Source organism: Algoriphagus sp. TR-M9, assembly GCF_027594545.1.
Lineage (GTDB): Bacteria > Bacteroidota > Bacteroidia > Cytophagales > Cyclobacteriaceae > Algoriphagus > Algoriphagus halophytocola.
The window spans coordinates 2,512,617-2,532,248 of sequence record NZ_CP115160.1; the positions used below are offsets into that span (position 1 = coordinate 2,512,617).

Annotated in this window: 1 protein-coding gene; it reads right to left on the reverse strand. The window is 41.5% G+C overall.

All coding sequences use genetic code 11. The features are described 5' to 3' along the window. Nucleotides 1-383: 383 nt before the first annotated feature. Complete coding sequence (locus PBT90_RS10835) at nucleotides 384-19,199, reverse strand: PKD domain-containing protein (RefSeq protein ID WP_270129113.1); 18,816 nt, start codon at nucleotides 19,197-19,199, stop codon at nucleotides 384-386. Between the last annotated feature and the right edge of the window lie 433 nt (nucleotides 19,200-19,632).

Consider the following 19,632-nt stretch of genomic DNA (forward strand, 5'->3'; position numbering starts at 1 on the left):
CCAGGGTAAGGAGGCACGACGCAACCCTGGGTAAAAAAGCAATGGAATTTCACAAGCGCTGGCCCGGGATCCTGATTCGATGACGAATAGATTTTACCAGCAAGATGGAAACGAATACCAGATTAGAAATCCTACGTTTTGGAACAGCTCCTAATCGGGCTTTCAAACCGATCAGCGAAACCAATAGTGGTCTGTGAGATACAGACCAAGGTGTGTAAGGATATATTTTTTTCGAATTAAAATTCCTACCAGAGAAGATCAGGATTGCAAGTCCTGATCAGCAGGAAATTGAATCGGGTTTTCCAAAGTCGGATATAGGAACATATAAAAAAAGAGTCCCGGAAGATCCGGAACTCTTTTAATAAATAGAACAATTTTATTTGTTATTCCACGATTAATCTATGCATCTGGGTAGCACCCGATTCAGTAGTAGTGGTCACCAGATAAACTCCAGCGGCTAGGCCATCAACTCTGACGCTATACTTATTACCATCCTGAACCATACTAGGCTCATATTTCTGAATCAAGCGACCTCGTATATCGAAGATTGCGATTTCCCCAATCTTGATATTGGAATCCAAAGGCTGCAGATTGACTACAGAGCTAGCCGGGTTAGGATACATTCTAATCGAAGTCTGTCCAAATCCGGAGTCAGAATTAAACCCTACTTCATTGGATTTGCCTACCTGAATGGTCAGACTTTCACTGGTAATAATATCCTTACCGTCTTTGACTGTCACCTTCACATCATGGATACCTGGGCTCATAAACACATGGCTAGGATTCTTCTCGGTAGATATTGAACCGTCACCGAATTCATAGCTGTAGCTCAGATTACCCTGATCCACCCCAGTCAAATCACCCACAAAATCCACTTTCAGCGGTCCATCACCCTCCATAGGAGAGGCAATGATGGTTGGGGTAGTAAGGGTGCGGGCGTTTAAAAGAGTGCTAAGACTTTCAATAGCGATTCCAGACACAACCGGGCTACTTACTGTAGAATTAAATTCAATTGTAAGTACACCGTCAAACACTGTAATATCCTCAAACACCTGAATTACTGCTCCATTGCCAGATTCCTGGTACAAGTCTAACGCCTCTCTGACTTTAACCCCTTCCATATTGATGTCAAATACTCGCTTACCATTTCCTCCTGAACTTACTACTCCATAATACTGCTCGGTATGATAGGTGGTTACCCTATAAACTCCATTCGGAACCGGTATAGAATATGTCAGTTGGCCGGTTGAGTTGGTTCTCGATGTCTTGAACAATTCTTCTAAGCCTACACTTGTAGTATTTCGGGTGGAAGCACTGTTGTAGTAATTGCTTGAAATAGTCTTATCTCCAACAAATACACGATCATTGTACGCCGTGGAAACAGAGGATCCGGTATTCAAGTACAAACTGAAATCAAACTCTGGTAAAGCGGCCGTCACAGAGAGCTCAACGCTATTACTATCACTCAGCCCCTCAGAATCTGTTACTACTAGTGTGACTAAGTAATTCCCTTCTGAAACATATGTGTGAGACGGTTCTGCAAGGGAGGATGTGTTACCATCTCCAAAATCCCACGCATAACCTACAATCCCAACGTCATCTGAGGATTCAATACCTGAGAAAGAAACCTCTGACCCAGCATTGATCACTACAGTAGGACTGTAGCTTAGAGCCGCTTTAGGAGCAAAGTTCCCTTCATAGTAGTCTCCCTCAATAGCGATTCCAGACACAACCGGGCTACTTACTGTAGAACTAAATTCAATTGTAAGTACACCGTCAAACACTGTAATATCCTCAAACACCTGGATTACTGCTCCATTGCCAGATTCCTGGTACAAGTCTAATGCCTCTCTGACTTTAACCCCTTCCATATTGATGTCAAATACTCGCTTACCATTTCCTCCTGAACTTACTACTCCATAATACTGCTCGGTATGATAGGTGGTTACCCTATAAACTCCATTCGGTACCGGTATAGAATATGTCAGTTGGCCGGTTGAGTTGGTTCTCGATGTCTTGAACAATTCTTCTAAGCCTACACTTGTAGTATTTCGGGTGGAAGCACTGTTGTAGTAATTGCTTGAAATAGTCTTATCTCCAACAAATACACGATCATTGTACGCCGTGGAAACAGAGGATCCGGTATTCAAGTACAAACTGAAATCAAACTCTGGTAAAGCGGCCGTCACAGAGAGCTCAACGCTATTACTATCACTCAGCCCCTCAGAATCTGTTACTACTAGTGTGACTAAGTAATTCCCTTCTGAAACATATGTGTGAGACGGTTCTGCAAGGGAGGATGTGTTACCATCTCCAAAATCCCACGCATAACCTACAATCCCAACGTCATCTGAGGATTCAATACCTGAGAAAGAAACCTCTGACCCAGCATTGATCACTACAGTAGGACTGTAGCTTAGAGCCGCTTTAGGAGCAAAGTTCCCTTCATAGTAGTCTCCCTCAATAGCGATTCCAGACACAACCGGGCTACTTACTGTAGAACTAAATTCAATTGTAAGTACACCGTCAAACACTGTAATATCCTCAAACACCTGGATTACTGCTCCATTGCCAGATTCCTGGTACAAGTCTAATGCCTCTCTGACTTTAACCCCTTCCATATTGATGTCAAATACTCGCTTACCATTTCCTCCTGAACTTACTACTCCATAATACTGCTCGGTATGATAGGTGGTTACCCTATAAACTCCATTCGGTACCGGTATAGAATATGTCAGTTGGCCGGTTGAGTTGGTTCTCGATGTCTTGAACAATTCTTCTAAGCCTACACTTGTAGTATTTCGGGTGGAAGCACTGTTGTAGTAACTGCTTGAAATAGTCTTGTCTCCAACAAATACACGATCATTGTACGCTGTGGTAACAGAGGATCCGGTATTCAAGTACATACTGAAATCAAACTCTGGTTCTACCACCTCCACATTAATACTGGTCAAATTCACATTCAGATCCTCATCAATCACAGTCAGAGTTACTAGGTAGTCTCCAGCATTAGCGTAGGTATGCACAGGGTCCGGAAGAGCGGAGACCTCTCCATCTCCAAAGTTCCATAGGTAGGTCAATTCACTGTCATCTGTAGAGTTGGTTCCAGTAAACTGAACCTCTTCTCCTACCTCTGCAGGATTAGGAGTAGCACTGGCTATAGCTATAGGATCTACTTTAGGAATACTTACTACAATCTGGATCACAGTACTATTGCTCAATCCTTCCTCATCAGTCACAGTCAATTCTACATCATATGTACCCGCAACAGTAAATGTATGGGTAGGATCTGCCACATCAGCTGTGCTGCCATCCTTAAAGTCCCATGCATAGCTCACTACCTCCACATCATCCGTAGAACTGCTACCATTAAAGCTTACCTGCTCTCCTGTGAACACCGCCTCTTTATCCGCACCTGCTACTGCTATAGGAGCAGCATTTGGAGCAAAAATCTCTATACTTAAAGTGGTCTGGTCTGTGAGTCCCTCTGCATCTGTAACCTCCAAGGTGACTGTGTAAGTACCTGCCGCAAGGTAGACGTGTGCTACATCTGCTGCGGTGGAAGTAAAGGTATCTCCAAAGTCCCATGCATAGTTCAGTACTCCCTCATCTTCAGAGTTTGATCCAGTAAACTCAATCACATCACCTACAAAGGCCGTGTTAGGAGCTGCTGAAGCAATGGCCACTGGCGCTACATTGGCGGCAAGAACATCCACAGCTATAGTTTCTGTATCCTGCAATCCTTGTGCATCAGTCACTGTCAATGTAACATCATAAACACCAGGCTCTGCATATACATGAGTTGGGTCAGCTACAGTAGAACTGCTCTCATCTCCAAAGTCCCATGCATAATCTAGCTCACCCTCGTCAGTAGAATTACTACCTACAAAGTTCACCGTTTCACCTGTTATCGCAGGATTAGGAGTTGCACTGGCCACAGCCACTGGTGCCACATTGGAATCACTCACTACAATTGAAACTGTAGTAGAATTGCTGGACCCTTCATGATCTGTTACCAAAAGTTCCACTTCATAAGTTCCCGCTGTGGAGTAGGTATGCGATGGGCTGATCAAATCCGATGTGCTTCCATCTCCGAAGGTCCAGCTATACTCAGATATAGTACCATCATCAGTAGAGGCTGATCCATCAAATGTAATGGTTTCATTTACCTCTGGCTCTTCAGGGCTATAATTGATTACTGCTACAGGATCTTCATTGTCTGCGCCCAATCCTATGATCTCAAGTGCTGAAAGCTTAGGCTGGTCATTACCGCCCACAGCATCAAGTGCCGATAGTGCAATGTTCACCATGCCATCAGTGACAGTAATCTCGTATTCTTTGATGAGTACAGTCTGAGGCCCCACTTCTGCATTGATATCAAAATTATCCAATACCAGATTGCCTTCCAGTGTAACATCAAACACCCTGTTGCCGGTACCCGCTGGTCCACCACCATTCGCGCCGAAATAAATCTCTGCAAAATGAAGGTTCACGGTATACGTACCGTTTGGTACAGGGATAGCATAATTGTATGCACGCTGAGAGGAACTTCTCTCTGTTTGATACAGTGTAGGTACTGTAGCACTGGTATTCTCATAGGATTTGCTGGTGCTACTGAAGTATTGATCAGCGGCAAAGACATTTCCTTCATGCGTCACTTGTGGTCCACCAGCATTCAATCGAAGTTCAAAGCTTGGCTGAGGATTTACAACTATTTCAAGCTCATCACTTGCAGTTAGCCCACCTTCATCCGTAACTGTCAATACTACTGTATAGATACCCTTATTGGTAAATGTATGAGTAGGAGAAACTGCAGTAGAAGTAGAACCATCTCCAAAGTCCCAAGCATAGCTTAGCTCACCTTCAATATCACTGGATTCGCTTGCATCAAACACCACTTCTAATGGAACTGTACCTTCAGTGGTACTAGAAGTAGCTACTGCAATAGGAGCGTTATTTTCCAACACGTTTATTTGAATTTCCACTTGATCGGTCAATGAATTAGCATCTGTGATCGTAAGTGTAGCTGTATAATCCCCCTTGTTGGTATAAGTGTAAGTAGTAGTCATACCGGTAGCAGTATCACCATTGCCAAAATCCCATAGGTATTCTGTGATATTGGCACTGGACACTGAAGATGAACCATCGAATGCTACAGTCAGTGGACTCATTCCTTCTGTTACATCAGCAGTAGCAAATGCAAGAGGCGAACCGTCTGCTTTCACTATTACAGACAATACTGCAGTACTATCCAATCCGGTATCATCCGTCACTGTAAAGCTTACTTCATATGTGCCTTCAGATGCATAGGTATGAGTTGAATTAGCTGTAGTTGCGGCTGCGCTGCCATCACCAAAGTTCCACTGGTAAGTATCTATAGCAGAATCATCGCTGGAATTATCTCCTGTGAAATTCACAGTCAATGGAACCCAGCCTTTATCAACATCTGCTTCAGCTACCGGTATTGGAGCTTTGTTCACATTGATATTGAATGGTGAACCTGTGATCAAGCCATTCAGATCTGTTGCAATCACATTGATGGCATAGCTGCTTGCTGCATCTGCAGGTGCAGTACCAGTAATCACCCCAGCATCAGAGATAGATATCCAAACAGGGACATCTCCTCCTCCCACGAGCTCTAGGCTGTAAGAAAGTTTGTTACCTGGATATCCCTTATCGAAGAATGCTGAAATATCATTGCTAAAGGCTATTCCTTCATTCACATTCATATCTTCCAGAGCCTCAGCTGTAGGAACAGCTTCGGGACGAATATTTATAAAGTAGAAGGTATTATCGTTCCAGTCACAGTTTGCAGAGCCAGCTCCACAACCATTTTGAACGAAATCCTGAAGAGCGATATACTCATTAGGGATTACATTTCCTTCTCTATCTATAGCCTTATAAATTCTCAAGCCCAATAGATCCGGTCTGTTGCCAGAGTTATTATTTCCTCCGGAACTTGGGTATCCAGAGATCGAGATTCTAAACGGTCCTGTAATAGACTGCGCTATATCCGCATTTATAGTAGTACTGCTTGTACCACCACTCTTAGGTAACAAGGTTTGGTACCAGTTTGGACCGTGGCTGAAGTTCATTCCTCCTACTACTGAGTTTCCTACTTCCTTAGGCTGGATAAACTGTGCCCCATTGGAGCCAGGCCCACCGTGAAGCGCAGACAGCTGAAGACCTATCACTGGCTTAGTAGGATCTGCCTGTACAAAGTTGTCGGACAAGATCATATCTCCTTCATACCCTGCATCAATATTGGCAGGAATAGGGTATGCCGAGCTAGGTTGAGGAATATAAACTCCTGTATTTTCACCGTTATCGTTTACAGAGCTTCGCATACTGGACAAGAATCCAAATGCATCAAATACTTCCTGTGCGTCGATCTCGTCTCCCCCTTCTGGCTGTGGAGCGAATCCACCATGAAGCGTAGAGATATTCTCTCCTCCATTATCTGCATTGGATACTATACTAATAGTCTCCTTGAAGATACCATTACTACCATTTCCAGTGTCACTCAGGAAGGTCACTAAAACATCCCTTGATCCGCCTGCAGGGATAGTCAGAGGTAAAGTCACTCCTGCTGAACCTGAAGGAAGGATTTCATAAGAATAATCGTTTTCATCAGAGATATTTATCTCAGTGATCACCAAGTCATTGGTACCTTCGTTATGCAGCCTCATGGTATTTGCATCATGAACTGCAGCTTCACCAGGATTTCTAAACCTATAGAAGGTATAGTAATCATCAGCCGGGAAACTTCGGTTGGTATTCGGAATCTTGGTCATACTCTCTACTCTTAATTGAGCTCCAGTAAGTGGCTCAATAGTGAATATGAAGGACTGGGTAGTCACATTTCCATTGCCATCTTCTGCCTCTACCGTTAGCGTGTAATCACCTACGTCTGCAATAGCAATTGCATCTGTATATGGAGTTTTTGTTCCACCGTTCAGGATGTACTCTACTCTTACTATACCTTCCTCACTTTGGCTGTTGTCACTTGCATTTACAGTAATGGAAACCGGACCTCTATAAACACTGGTAGAAGTCATCAATCCATCAAATGAAGCAGTTACCAAAGGAGGCTGCTCGCTTACTATATAAGGTGCGATTCTGATGTAGTTAGGTTTGGCATTGGCTCCACCACTACCAAGTGAAAGTCTCATTACTCCATCAGTCACCTGTACTGTTTCGGTATTGTTATACCAGTCCTCTCCTGCTATAGGATTATTCTCCTGGTCGTAATCTACTACAGTCACCCCGTTCACATCGAGCTTATGGTAACTATCCGCGTATTCCGGATCACCCACACTGATATTTACGGCATAGGTTCCATTTGGTAGCTCTACCATCCAGTCTCTTAATGGATAACTTGATGGAGTGTTATGTCCTATGATATTGAAAGTAGATAGCAATGGATCATCACTGGCTCCGGTATCTCTATTTCTACCATTTTCAGCAGCAGATGTAGGTGTGTTGGTTCCAGGAAGTACCCATCCAAAGTTCAGAGGTCCTTTTTCCGTTGTTTTAGTACCAAAGGCTCCTCCTATATCATCTATCCATCCTGCTGGAGAGACATCCAGGTCTGTACCCAACTGGAAGTTAAACTGGTAGCTAAACTCAGGATCATTGGTAATGGTCATTTTCACAATAAACTGATCGCTCACATAGTTTGGAGCTGAGGCAGTTACTATTGCCTGGAAGGTACCCAATCCTAATCCTGACTTATCAATAGTCACATTGAATGGAGTCCCCAGTACATAAGACTCAGGAACAGTCAACCATGGTGAGTTTGAAGTCAAGCTAATCTCAGACTCTGTTACAGGACCATTTGCGGTAAGGGTTACCTGAGTGCTGATCACATCTGCCTCATTTACTGAAGTAGAGATATTGGTAGTCTCCGGATCCAATGTCAATCTCAAAGCACCATCCTCAAATGGAATCACATTGTCTATGATAAACATGTAATCCTGATAATCACCATTGGATGCATCTTCAAAGTTGACCAAGTAAGAATTAGGTACTAACACCCCATCTCTATCTCTCACTGGATAGGTTCTTACTCTGTGTGGCACTATTGGACCTTGGCCTCCACTCGTCTCATTCAATACATCTTCAGTATAATTGATTCTACCGAAGCCTATAGATTCAACATAAATACCAAACACCATGCTCTGAGGGTCAAAGAAGTCATCACCCGAAATTATCTCAGGGTAAAGGGTTTGAGCGTTTGGAAGGTCGCCTGCCAATACACCCACTTCATTCAGGTTAACTGAACCAGAATTATTGGTGTACCAACCAAATGGAAGTGTCTCTGCTGGTGAGTATCTACCTACAGGAGTAATATTGATTTCACCAGGTCCGGCTTTCACCCACTGCTGAACAGCTACTTCTTCACCCTCAAGGGTAGGACTGGTACCGTTAGCTAATTGAGTCCAGCCCACATCAATGCCAATTCCTAGTGTGTTGACCACATCCTGAAGAGGAGGTTCATTTCCACCTTCAAAACCATTTTTCTTCAAGGCATGAAGTCCGATAATCAACTCCTCCTGATCATTATTATCTGTAGCCAACACAAGCTCTGCACCATGATAACCTAGGTTTGAGTTATTCAAGGCAGGTGCATAAGTCACTGCATAAGTCACTGACTCACCAGGAGCCAGGGTAGTAGATCCAGTTGGGCTTATAGAACCAAAGTGTCCAAACTCATCATTTCGGATTGATGCGCCGGTAATGGTCACCACTTCTTCACTCTCATTGGTAACTACTACAGATTGCGTATCAGTTTTTCTACCTGGTACGGAACCATTATTTCCACCATTATTCACCTCAATTTCAAAAATCATTTCATTTGGCTCGGCTTCAATCAAAGCCGGAGGTGTGGCAGGAATATTTGCTCTTACAAGTGTCAATCTTGCTACACCACTTCCATCTCTATCGTATTCAGATACGTAAATATTACCTGTTTTAACATCTTCCACCAAATCCAATGGATCATCAAATCCTTGAAGACCAGGAATATTTCCATACGCCTCAGCTATGTCACCGTTGGATTTTGGATCCATCGGCAAAATGTCATCTTGACCACTAAATCTCACTACCATCAGCAAGCCTTGTAGCTTACCTCCAAAGGCATCCGACTTATATTCTATAACTCCATTTGGAGATTTGTTTTTACCAAAGTCGAATGCTGGCTGACGGTAGTTAGGATCAGGGAATACCGTACTAGGATACTTGTTCACATCCTTGTAAGATGCTTCTTCCTGACCCGGCAGTCCACTATAGGTCTGACCACCATGGTTCAATACAAATTCACCTCTAAGTGGATTTGGATGACCGTGGTAAGAACCGCCCTTAGTTTTAAACAACCAGTCTTTCTGAGTTTCACCACCATTCATAGCTGGAACAGTCGGGATATTGGTCAATCCATCGATTCTTCTGGCCAGAGTTCCTCCATTGTAAGCTGGGGAATTCGGAGAATTATTATTGTTACCAGCAGTTCCGTTGGTTGGTATATACAACCAGCCGTTAGAGTGCCATACCAAATCATAGGCATTTCTTACACCAGTAGCAAAGATGGTAACAGGAGAATCTGAAGAATAAGGGTTGTAAGTACCATTACTCATAGTAAGTCCTGATGCTGGAGCTGCATTGATCACAGAGATATCATCTGTGGTAAATGCACTCAATGGTAAGGTACCCGGAAGTTTGTTAAGCTCTACTTTTAGAATTGCAGCAGCCAAAAGTCTTTCTGGTCTATTACTCCAAGCTGGATCAGGGGCACCACCAGCAGAGTTACTACCCTGGGTGATATACATAATTCCACTTTCGTCAAAAGTCAGACTGTTTGTCAGGTGATCTTTAGAAGATCTTGGAAGATGAGTAACCAGGTCTTCAACAGTTTCTAAATTAGGACCACTCAACTTGGACAGTATACCATCCCACTCAGGACCGCTAGTTTCTGATGCGAAGCTATGAGTAATATATGCAACCAAATTTTCGGCTGTAGCCTCAGGTCCAAAGGCAAAGCCTATGATCATTCTACTGTTGTTATTATTAACCTCTGTCACTGGATGCGGTGCACCTGTCAGGGCAGGAGTTAAAATTTCTAGGTCTGTTAAGGTACCATCTTCTGCAATCACCCATCTGGATATCGTTCCGTTAATATTGGATCCATATAACTTACCATCAGGGCCTATAGCCAAACTAGAATATCTTTCATTCAAAGTGGCATCTCCAAGTGCTGAACCACCATTCACCTTGGTAAACTCTACCCCGGTCAAATCTCTGATTGGGTTTTCTCCATCATCAAGGGATCCAGTTACGAAGGTTGATTCAAAGTCTAAGAAGTCCAATCTATCCTCTAAGTCTCCTGTAAGGTTAGCCTCTACTCCAGAAATCCTGAATATATATCTGGTGTTTTCTTTTAATAGGTTGAGAGGAGTCAAAGTAATAGCATCTCCTCCACCAGTATCATTGGAGTTGGAAGGAACTAAAGTTTCTGCTCCTGCTGTGCTCACCTCATAAAGGTTCACATTATTAGCAAGACTGTTTTTATCCAACTCATATCCCTCAGGAGTATAGATTTCCACATTAATCTGGAAATCATTGATTCTCACATTCGTGGCGAAATTAGCCGGAGTAACATTTGTGAAGTAAGGCTGATCATTCTGACTGGTTTGCGTGATTTCCAAAGAATGAATCTTCGTATTAAATCCGCCTGCAGCATCAATAGTCAGCTGACCATCCACTACCACTACAGAAACTGTAGCAGAAGTTATTCTGGTGGAGGCGCCTTCTGTACCTGTAGGTACAAACTGATTTACTGCATTTACACCTTCTACATTAACAGTATGACTTGGGAAAGTTGCAGGATCACCATCTACATTTAGGTCACCTACTCCCACAGTCACTGAATATGTTCCATTAGGAACACTAACTTCCCAAATACCTTCTACCATAGTACCATTTGGAGTTCCCCCTGGAGGTACTCCATCCTGATATTGCATATGGATCAAAGTATTTTGAATAAAGCTTGCACCTGCAATATCACGGTTTCTGGTGTTGGCTGAAATATCCAATGGAGTTACTCCATCTGTATTGAACCAGCCATAGGAATAACCATTTCCTCTATCACCAAATGGTAGACCGCTATCTCTTTCATAACCTGCCGGAGCTGCATCTTCTGCTCTAGAGAAATTAATTCTCAAAGGACCAAATGTAGGCTGCACTGGATCATTGTCCGGTGAGATGGAGAAATCAGAGAAGCTGTAATTCACATCAGCAACAAGTTCCCTACGCTTAGAGGCAAACACCCCTGCAAAGCTTAGGTTATTGTAAGCTGAGTTTCCGCTCAGATATACAGAAGGCAATGGTAAGGAACCAGTAGAAACTTCAGCACCTGAATTGATGGAGTAGTATCCAGTTAGTAAACTGTTTTCTATATCCACATATAGGCGCAAGGCCACATTGCTGCTGTTAATATTAGGTATTGCAGCAGTTAGTTGCTGATCTGCATTAACAGACTGACCTGCAACTTCTCTTCTAAGCTCAACCTGTCCAGAGTTATTTACAATTAGTTTTACAAAATTATCTTCATTTAGACCAAACCAAATTCCAGCCTGCTCAGCATCTGCTGAACCGTCAGAAAACTGATCTACCAATGTGGTGTTGATGCTGAAGTTACCATATGCATCTGCGTCGAAACCAGCACCCAAGGTGTTGATTTGCGAATTGACATCTGAACTTGTGCCAGTAGCTGTGCCATTGGTCACGAATGCAATCCCATTGTTCGCATTGATGGTCAGGTTACCATTTTCAATAGACAATTTACTAGGCTCAAATCCAGGAACTGATGGGTTTGATATAGGACCATCTGCTGCGATTCTTGCGGATGGATTATCAACCATTGTAAATCCTGTATTAGCCATGCCTCCTTCTGAACCGCTGAAGTTCAAGGTAAACGGTAAGGTCACATCAATATCCTCGCAATCCAGAGTACTGATCGGAGAGCAGCCTTCGGTAGGTACAACACCTGAATATGGCTGGATATTTCTAACAATAACCACTACATCTTGGTAATCAAATCCGGAAATATGTTCCTCTGTAGCAATGATGTAAGCATTTGATTCACCAGGTAATGGATAAACTCTTACGTGATGAGGAATAGCACCTGAGAAGGTGTTTAATGCGTCTTCACTAAACAGTTGTCTATTTTGGAATGCTGGCCACCTGCTTACAAAGCCGAAGCTTGCATTTCCTGGATCGAATTCAAGTGCTCCTGAAATAACAGGATTCAGTGTCTGTCCATTGGAAGCAGGAGAGTTTGACACTGTGAAAATATCCTCAACAGATCCAGCATTTCCACTAAGGTACCAACCGAAGGCTACTACCGGATCATTACTTGTAGGACCATATACGCTTAATACCTCAATTTCAATAGGTCCGTCAGTTGCTCTCTGGAAGGCCTGAATATCCACTTCGTCTCCGATAAGGGTATTGTAATTTGTAGATGCACCTGTAGTAATAATGTTATTGGAAGGATCTGCATCTCCAACATTGATAACACCGGCACCTAAATGCGAATCAAGTATCCATTGCAAGGAAGGTTCATTCGAACCACCAAGTCCTTGTTTACCCAATCCACTTAATTCAATAGTTACGGGATCAGCATTAAAACCAGAAATTGTTAATGTTGCAGATTTTGGTCCATTAGAAGATGGGTTAAATACCACTTGGAATGAACCTGAATTCTGAACATTAATGGAAGTAGGAAGATTAGTAACTTCAAAATCCGAGCTATTTGCACCGGTTATACTTGAAGTGATATCTGTTAATTCAGCATTTCCAAGGTTGGAAATAATTACTTCTTCTGTATAAGTTTCACTTCCTGCGGCAATCGCATCTCCTACAATCTTTTCAGTACTTACTGTGATAGATGGTTTTGGCGATGCTTCATTATTTGGCTTAAGAAGTATTATTTCACTCCTTCCATAATCAGAAACATAGATATTTCCAGAATTAACGTCTTCTACTAAATCTAGTGGATCACCAAATCCGGTAAAGCCTGGAATACCAACTTTTGAAGTTTGAATATCTCCTCCTGGCCCATCTGGAACTAAGGCAATTATATCTGATCCACCACTATACCGCACAACCAGTAATGCACCTTGCAAATTTCCATTTTCTGCATTGCTCTTGTATTCTATAACCCCATTTGGAGATTTATTGAACTCAAAGTCAAAAGCTGCTCCGCGATAATTAACATCAGGTTGTACTCCATTATACAATGGGTTATCATCATCCAAATCTCCTCTATTTAATACAAACTCACCTCGAAGTGGATTTGGATGTCCATAATAACCTATCGGTTCGCTAGGATTTATCCTAAATAACCAATCACGTTGGGTATCTACTGAGCCAAATCCCTGAATACTTGGATAATTAGAAGGGTCTCCAGATGTATCATAGAAAGATCCATCGGGTCTGCGCATCCCATCTATAGAGGATGGCGTGGTACCTCCTGCTGCAGTACCATTTGTTGGAACATATAATTGTCCATTTGAATGCCATACTAAATCATATGCATTCCTGATACCTGTAGCGTAAAGAGTTAAAGCGGCATTTGTATAATAAGGATTATACATACCGTTTAATGTAGGGGAATTCTCATCCGCATTAATGATCGCCTGAATATCATCTGTTGTTTGTACATCCAGAGGTAAAGTGCTCGGAAGCTTCGTTAAATCAAGTCTTAACGTGGCCCCTGACAGCATTCTCTCATCTTTTCTCCATCCGTTATCATAGGCACCTGCAGCACTATTACTTCCTTGATTGAAATAAAGCACATTAGGTTCTGAATTTCTGAAAGCCAAACTGTTCGTTAAATGATCTCTACTGGATCTTGGTAGGTTGGTTACCAGTAGTTGCTCAGTAGCCAACTGTGGTCCAGTTAATTTTGAAATTTTTCCATCCCAGTCAGGCGCATTATTAAGAGCACCTGATTGATGGGTAATGTATGCTATTAAATTGCTCGGTGTTGATGCAGGATCAAATACGAATCCTATTGCAGCCCTAGCACTATAGCCGGTTTTCCATGCATTTAGTACCTCTTGATTAGATAAGGTACCATCTGAATTCACAGTCCATCTTTTAATATCTCCTCCAATTTCTAAACCGTATAGGAGTCCATCAGGACCGAAAACTAGCGTAGAATATTTACCTGTGGAACCGACTTGGCCAATTTTACTGAATGAAACATTGTCCAAATCGGTACTAGGTCCGCCAGTATTTCCATCTCCAGTAGTAAAGCTTGAGGTAAAGGGTTCTAAAGAAACACCCGTTACATCTTTGACTCCGTTAATTTCGAATATGTAGGTTGTGTTTGCTTCTAATGGTTGTCTAGGAACCAGGTTTATTGCATCCCCTCCACCTGTGCCATTCAAATCTGCAACAATTGGTGAAGCTGCACCTTGTTTTGTAAGGGTTACTGTAGAAGAAGTGATAGTAGAATTATCTAAGTTTCCTCCATTAGGCAAGAATAGATTATTTGCAGAAATGGTCGGATTTACAGATACATTTGTTGCTCCATCTTCAGGAGTAACACCTAATACACTAGGAGTTCCTGATCCGATATCTTCACTTGAAATCTCAACGTACCTAATTTTTGTATTAAATCCATTTCCAGGCTCTAGCGTCAATTTACCATCTGACACATTAACGGTAACAGTACCCGTGGTTCCTCTTGTTGAAGACCCAGCTGGGCCTGTGGCCTCATATCTATTAATGGCTATAGTTCCTTCCACTACAATTGTATGGAATGGAGTATCCTCTATAGATCCATCAACATCAGGGTCACCTACAGCAACTAAAACAGTATAAGTTCCATTTGGAACATCTACCTCCCATTTGGCATCTGGCAAATAACCATTAGCCGCATTAGTAGATACATTTCCATACTGCATATGGATAAGTGTATTATCAAGCAATGAGACACCTACATCTTCACGGTTTCTACCATTAAGTAGCAAATCTGCTGGAGCAGATGTGGAAGCATCTAACCAGCCATAATTATAACCATTACCTCGGTCTCCGAATTGATTTCCTGCATCTCTTAAATAACCTTGGGGTGCAGCTGTTTCAGGGTCAGAAAAATTAACTTTTAAGTCCAATTCAGGAGTTTCAGGATCGGTAAGTGTGAGATTTATAGTAATCTCAGCATTTTCATAACCCTGAGTATCCGGTTCATCTGTCGCAATTACAGTGGTTGTATAATACCCAGCAGGTAGATTGGTATTCACACCAAAATCAAGTGCACCTAAAACTGGTGAAGTAGGCAAAATTAACCACTCTTCAGTAGTTGGGTCGTCTGAAAGTCCTACGGTTGGTGTACCTTCAGAAGCAAGTAAATTCACAGATTGATTAGGAATAACTGAGCCTACCTCTCCTGTGAAATTCAAAACAGATTGCTCAAAAGATAGAGTCAATGGTTCTTCAACCACTTCTTCTTCAACTGTGAAATAATCAAAAGTGGCATCAAATGGTGCTGAACCATTTCTATAAGTAGCATATACTCCGGCAAAGCTGGCTGTTCCTACAGTGCCATTAATTGTTTTACCAGATATATAACTAGTAGGAAGAGTAAGTTCAGAAAGCTCAGTTTTCGTCAACTGTACAAATGGAGCATCATTTACAGAATAGTAACCAGTAATTGTTTCTTCTACTGGATCAATTACCATCCTCAACACAACATCATCCCCAGGGGTAAATACATCGTCTGATTGAATTTGATCCAAGGTAACACCATCCGTATCTGTAAGGTCATTTGTTTCCTTTCTGACCTCAATATTTGCATTGCTATTTACATTCAGTTTAACAAAATTTTGATCATCAAGTCCAAACCACAATCCAGCTTGAGCAGAACTTCCACCAGTATTTACATCCAAAATTTTGGTTTCCAAAACAATTGCCTGATTCAGATTTTGAATGCCTACACCTAAGGAATTTACCTGAGCATTGTTGTCAATGAACGCTATTCCCTTACTGGCAGTAATCATCAAATTACCCTCATTCTGGTTCAATTTTGAAGGTTCGTAACCATTAACATTAGCATAAGTTACAGGTGTATCTGTTGCTAGTCTAACTCCGGAATGAGGATCAACCATTGTAAAACCTGTTCCATTGGAATTAGCGTCTTCTAAACCACCCTGAGCACCATCAAAAGTAAGATTTACCGGAAGGCTGGTGACAATTTGATCACAAGGGAGTAGACTGAAAGGAGAACATGGAGTGTCTACATTTTCAGCAACCACATTAAGAGTCACATCGAGTTCGGCAGGTTTGAATCCTGCAGCACTTACAATAAATTTATCTGAATGGCTTTCTCCAGCTGTTAAAGCTGAAGCTTCTTTTTGAAAAGTCAACTCACCTAAAGCAAGTGTGGTTGGAATACTAAACCACTCATTGAATGAGGTGTTATTTTTAGCAATTAAGTTCTCCACATCGTCAATCACTATACCTAGTGTGCCAGCTCCTGCTCCTGAGATTGTTGCGGTAAAAGTTCCTGATTCTCCAGGAAGCAACTCAGTACTAAGTGTACTTGGTTCAAAAGTCAATTCTCCTGAAACTGGAGTTCCGGTAGATGGAGCTATTTCGATATGGGTGACTTTAGAATTATAACCGCCAAGACCTGTCATGGTCAACAAGCCATCAGTAACTTCCACAATGATAGTTCCCGTTCTGGTCTCTCCTGCAGTAGGTTCAAAAGCCGGGATAACAGTATACCCTTCAATTGTGGCAGAATGACGGCTATCTAGATTAGCGCCATCCTTATCCCCTAAACCAACTGTAACCTCATAAATACCATTTGGCACTTCCATTTCCCAAAAAGATTCTCCTCCTCTATTTTCTCCTGCCCACAAACTACCTCCACCAGTATTTCCTCTAATATTATCGCCTTGAAAATGAACCAATGTACCAGCAAGTTTTTCTTCGTCTGAAACAGAACCGTAGGTTCCAGAAATTCTATTTCTGCCAGCTCCATTGCTTCCGTCTGTAATATCTATTGGGTTATCAGTAGCTTTACTTTTCCACCCGTAAGAATAAATAGTCCCACTAATATTTACAGAACTAAAACCAAATTGCTTACCAAAATCTTTTTGATATCCATTTGGGGGTGTAGTAGGCTCGTCTTGAAAGTTAATTTTAGCTTCAAATGGTTCTACTGGGATTACCACATTCAGCTCTTCGGTGACTACTTCTGAGTAATCCGTACTGACACGAATGGGGCCTACAAGACCATCATTAGTTCCCACAGAACTAATGAATAATCTTCCAATTTGAGGAGTTCCGGATACTGTGTGATTTCCAGCAGTAATCCATGCTGTTTCTCCTTCAATTAATTTTGGATCAATACTCCATTCATAGCCAATTTCATCAGTTCCATTCCAAACTCCTTTGACAATAAATTGAATCGTTTGATTAGAATCAATAGTAGCAAACCCATTATTTGATTCCGCTCCAAGCAACCCTACTCTAGCAATTAATTGATCTACATCCTTAGCTATTTGTAATCTAATCCAGTCGTCACCTGAAGCCTCATCATCTATTCTCAAAGCTGTTCTAATTCTAGAGCCAGCACCAGCATCCAATGAATTGACTTTGAAATAAGTAGCAAAATAAAATGGTTGCCCTCCGATTAGATCGATAGGATTATCTTGTAATGGGATATAATCAGTGGTATGCGGTCCCTCTGTGAAGCTTAATGAATGTGAAGTTCCTGCGGAAAGCCCTACATTATTCACAGGAATATCCACTCCATTTCCATTTTCTTTTTCCCAGGAAGATGATCCTACGGTAGTAAGGACTCCTGTGCCATAGGAATCAAAATCTTCAATGAATTTAGTTAATGGTGGATCCGCTTCAATGACTGATACAGTCCAGATTTGTTCCGTTCCATCTTCCGCAGTTACGGTATAATTCACTGGATTTGAGAAATCCTGAGCAATTCCAGATTCAGGGCTAATACTTGCAAAGCCAGAAACAGTAACCGTTGGGATCAGAGAACTTAAGACAGTACCATTTTCAACTTCTATGGTTACAGTATGAGATTCAGTATCTAATGATGCTACTGAGGCCTGTTCAGCAAATGAAAAAGTTTCAATGTCATTGGCACTACTTTGGATTTCTGAAACAGAAAAATTATCAAATGAATAAGTTAAAGCATCAATTAAATCTGCCCTTCTCAAGGTTCCGAAAACTCCAGAATATACCTGATTGGCTGTGCTTGCATTCTCATCATGGTCTACTCCATCAAAAAATAAATCTCGAAGTGCAATTTCTCCTACCTCCACTTCATTGCCAGCATCTAACGCATAAAACCCTGTAACTTTTTTGTCTACAGGGTTAATTTCCAATCTAAGCTTAATAGTAGAGATACCAGAGGTACTGAAATTCGGAGTATTTATTTCAGGTAATTGGGAACCTACCGTTGGATGATCCAGATCCTCCACTTGAAGCTGTATTTTTTGGGAAAAATCACCACCACTTTTTGAGGTAACTATTTTCAATACATGGTCTTCATCCAGACCATACCAAATACCAGCCTGTTGAGAACTATTTCCCGAACTCAAATTGAAACTGGGTTGATCCAATTCAACTTCAATATTAATTATTCGGCTAGGAGATTCAATCCCTACTCCTAAAGCGTTCAATTGGGAGTTAGTCTCTGATGATGCAGATGGAGTATTATAATATATCCCTTTGGTAGGAGTTAAAATTAATTTTCCATTGACTACCTCTAACCGACTAGGTGCATATCCACCCTCTACTGAAAATGTCTGTTCACTACTTAAAATAGCCGATGGCTTTTGGGCCATGGTAAAGCCAATTTCAGCAGGAGTCGAGGATCCATCTACTAACCCACCCTCAGATCCTGAAAATGTAAGAGCAAATGGAAGGGACACACCTATATCAGCACAAGGAAGTGTGCTGCTTATTCCATCGCAGGGAAGGAATTTAAGGGAAGGTTCCCAATAATGTTCAAATGGATAGACAATTCTATTTGTCTTTTTAATAAGCGGGCCTTCAGAAGATGCAGCCCATGAAAGATTGGCCGATAGGCCAATAATTGATACGAAAAATGCCAAAAAAAGTAATCCCAGGTTCTTTTTCTCAGCGCGGTAAAATGTTCCCATACAAACTATTTAGATCGAAGTGTACTTGAATGATTTGAAAATCATAAAATCGTTTTTGAATCAATAAATATTGACGTTAGTCAAATTACCCAAATAAGATTCTACAAAAAATCAATGTCATAAATAACACATTGATGTATTTAAAAAACAAATATATCTATGTAAAAATTATTTTCTTAACCTTGAGTTAAAATGATTTTAATTCAATCCAAAATTAGATTTATTATATTCTTGTATATTCTGGAATAAAGGCATATTTATGGCCAAATAAAAGCTGAAAAACCTGCTCCCCATGTTCTAGCTTAAGAATTGAGTCAAATTTTAAACTGGCTTTCAAAATTCTCACTGTAAGACTATACATCGTGGTTGTGGAAGGTAGATAACAGACCTGCGCCACCTAATCAAGCAAAATCACTCAATACTGGAAATTGCC

Excerpts from the sequence above, each read along its gene's own strand:
- PBT90_RS10835 (WP_270129113.1), bottom strand. The coding sequence starts at position 19,199 with ATGGGAACATTTTACCGCGCTGAGAAAAAGAACCTGGGATTACTTTTT.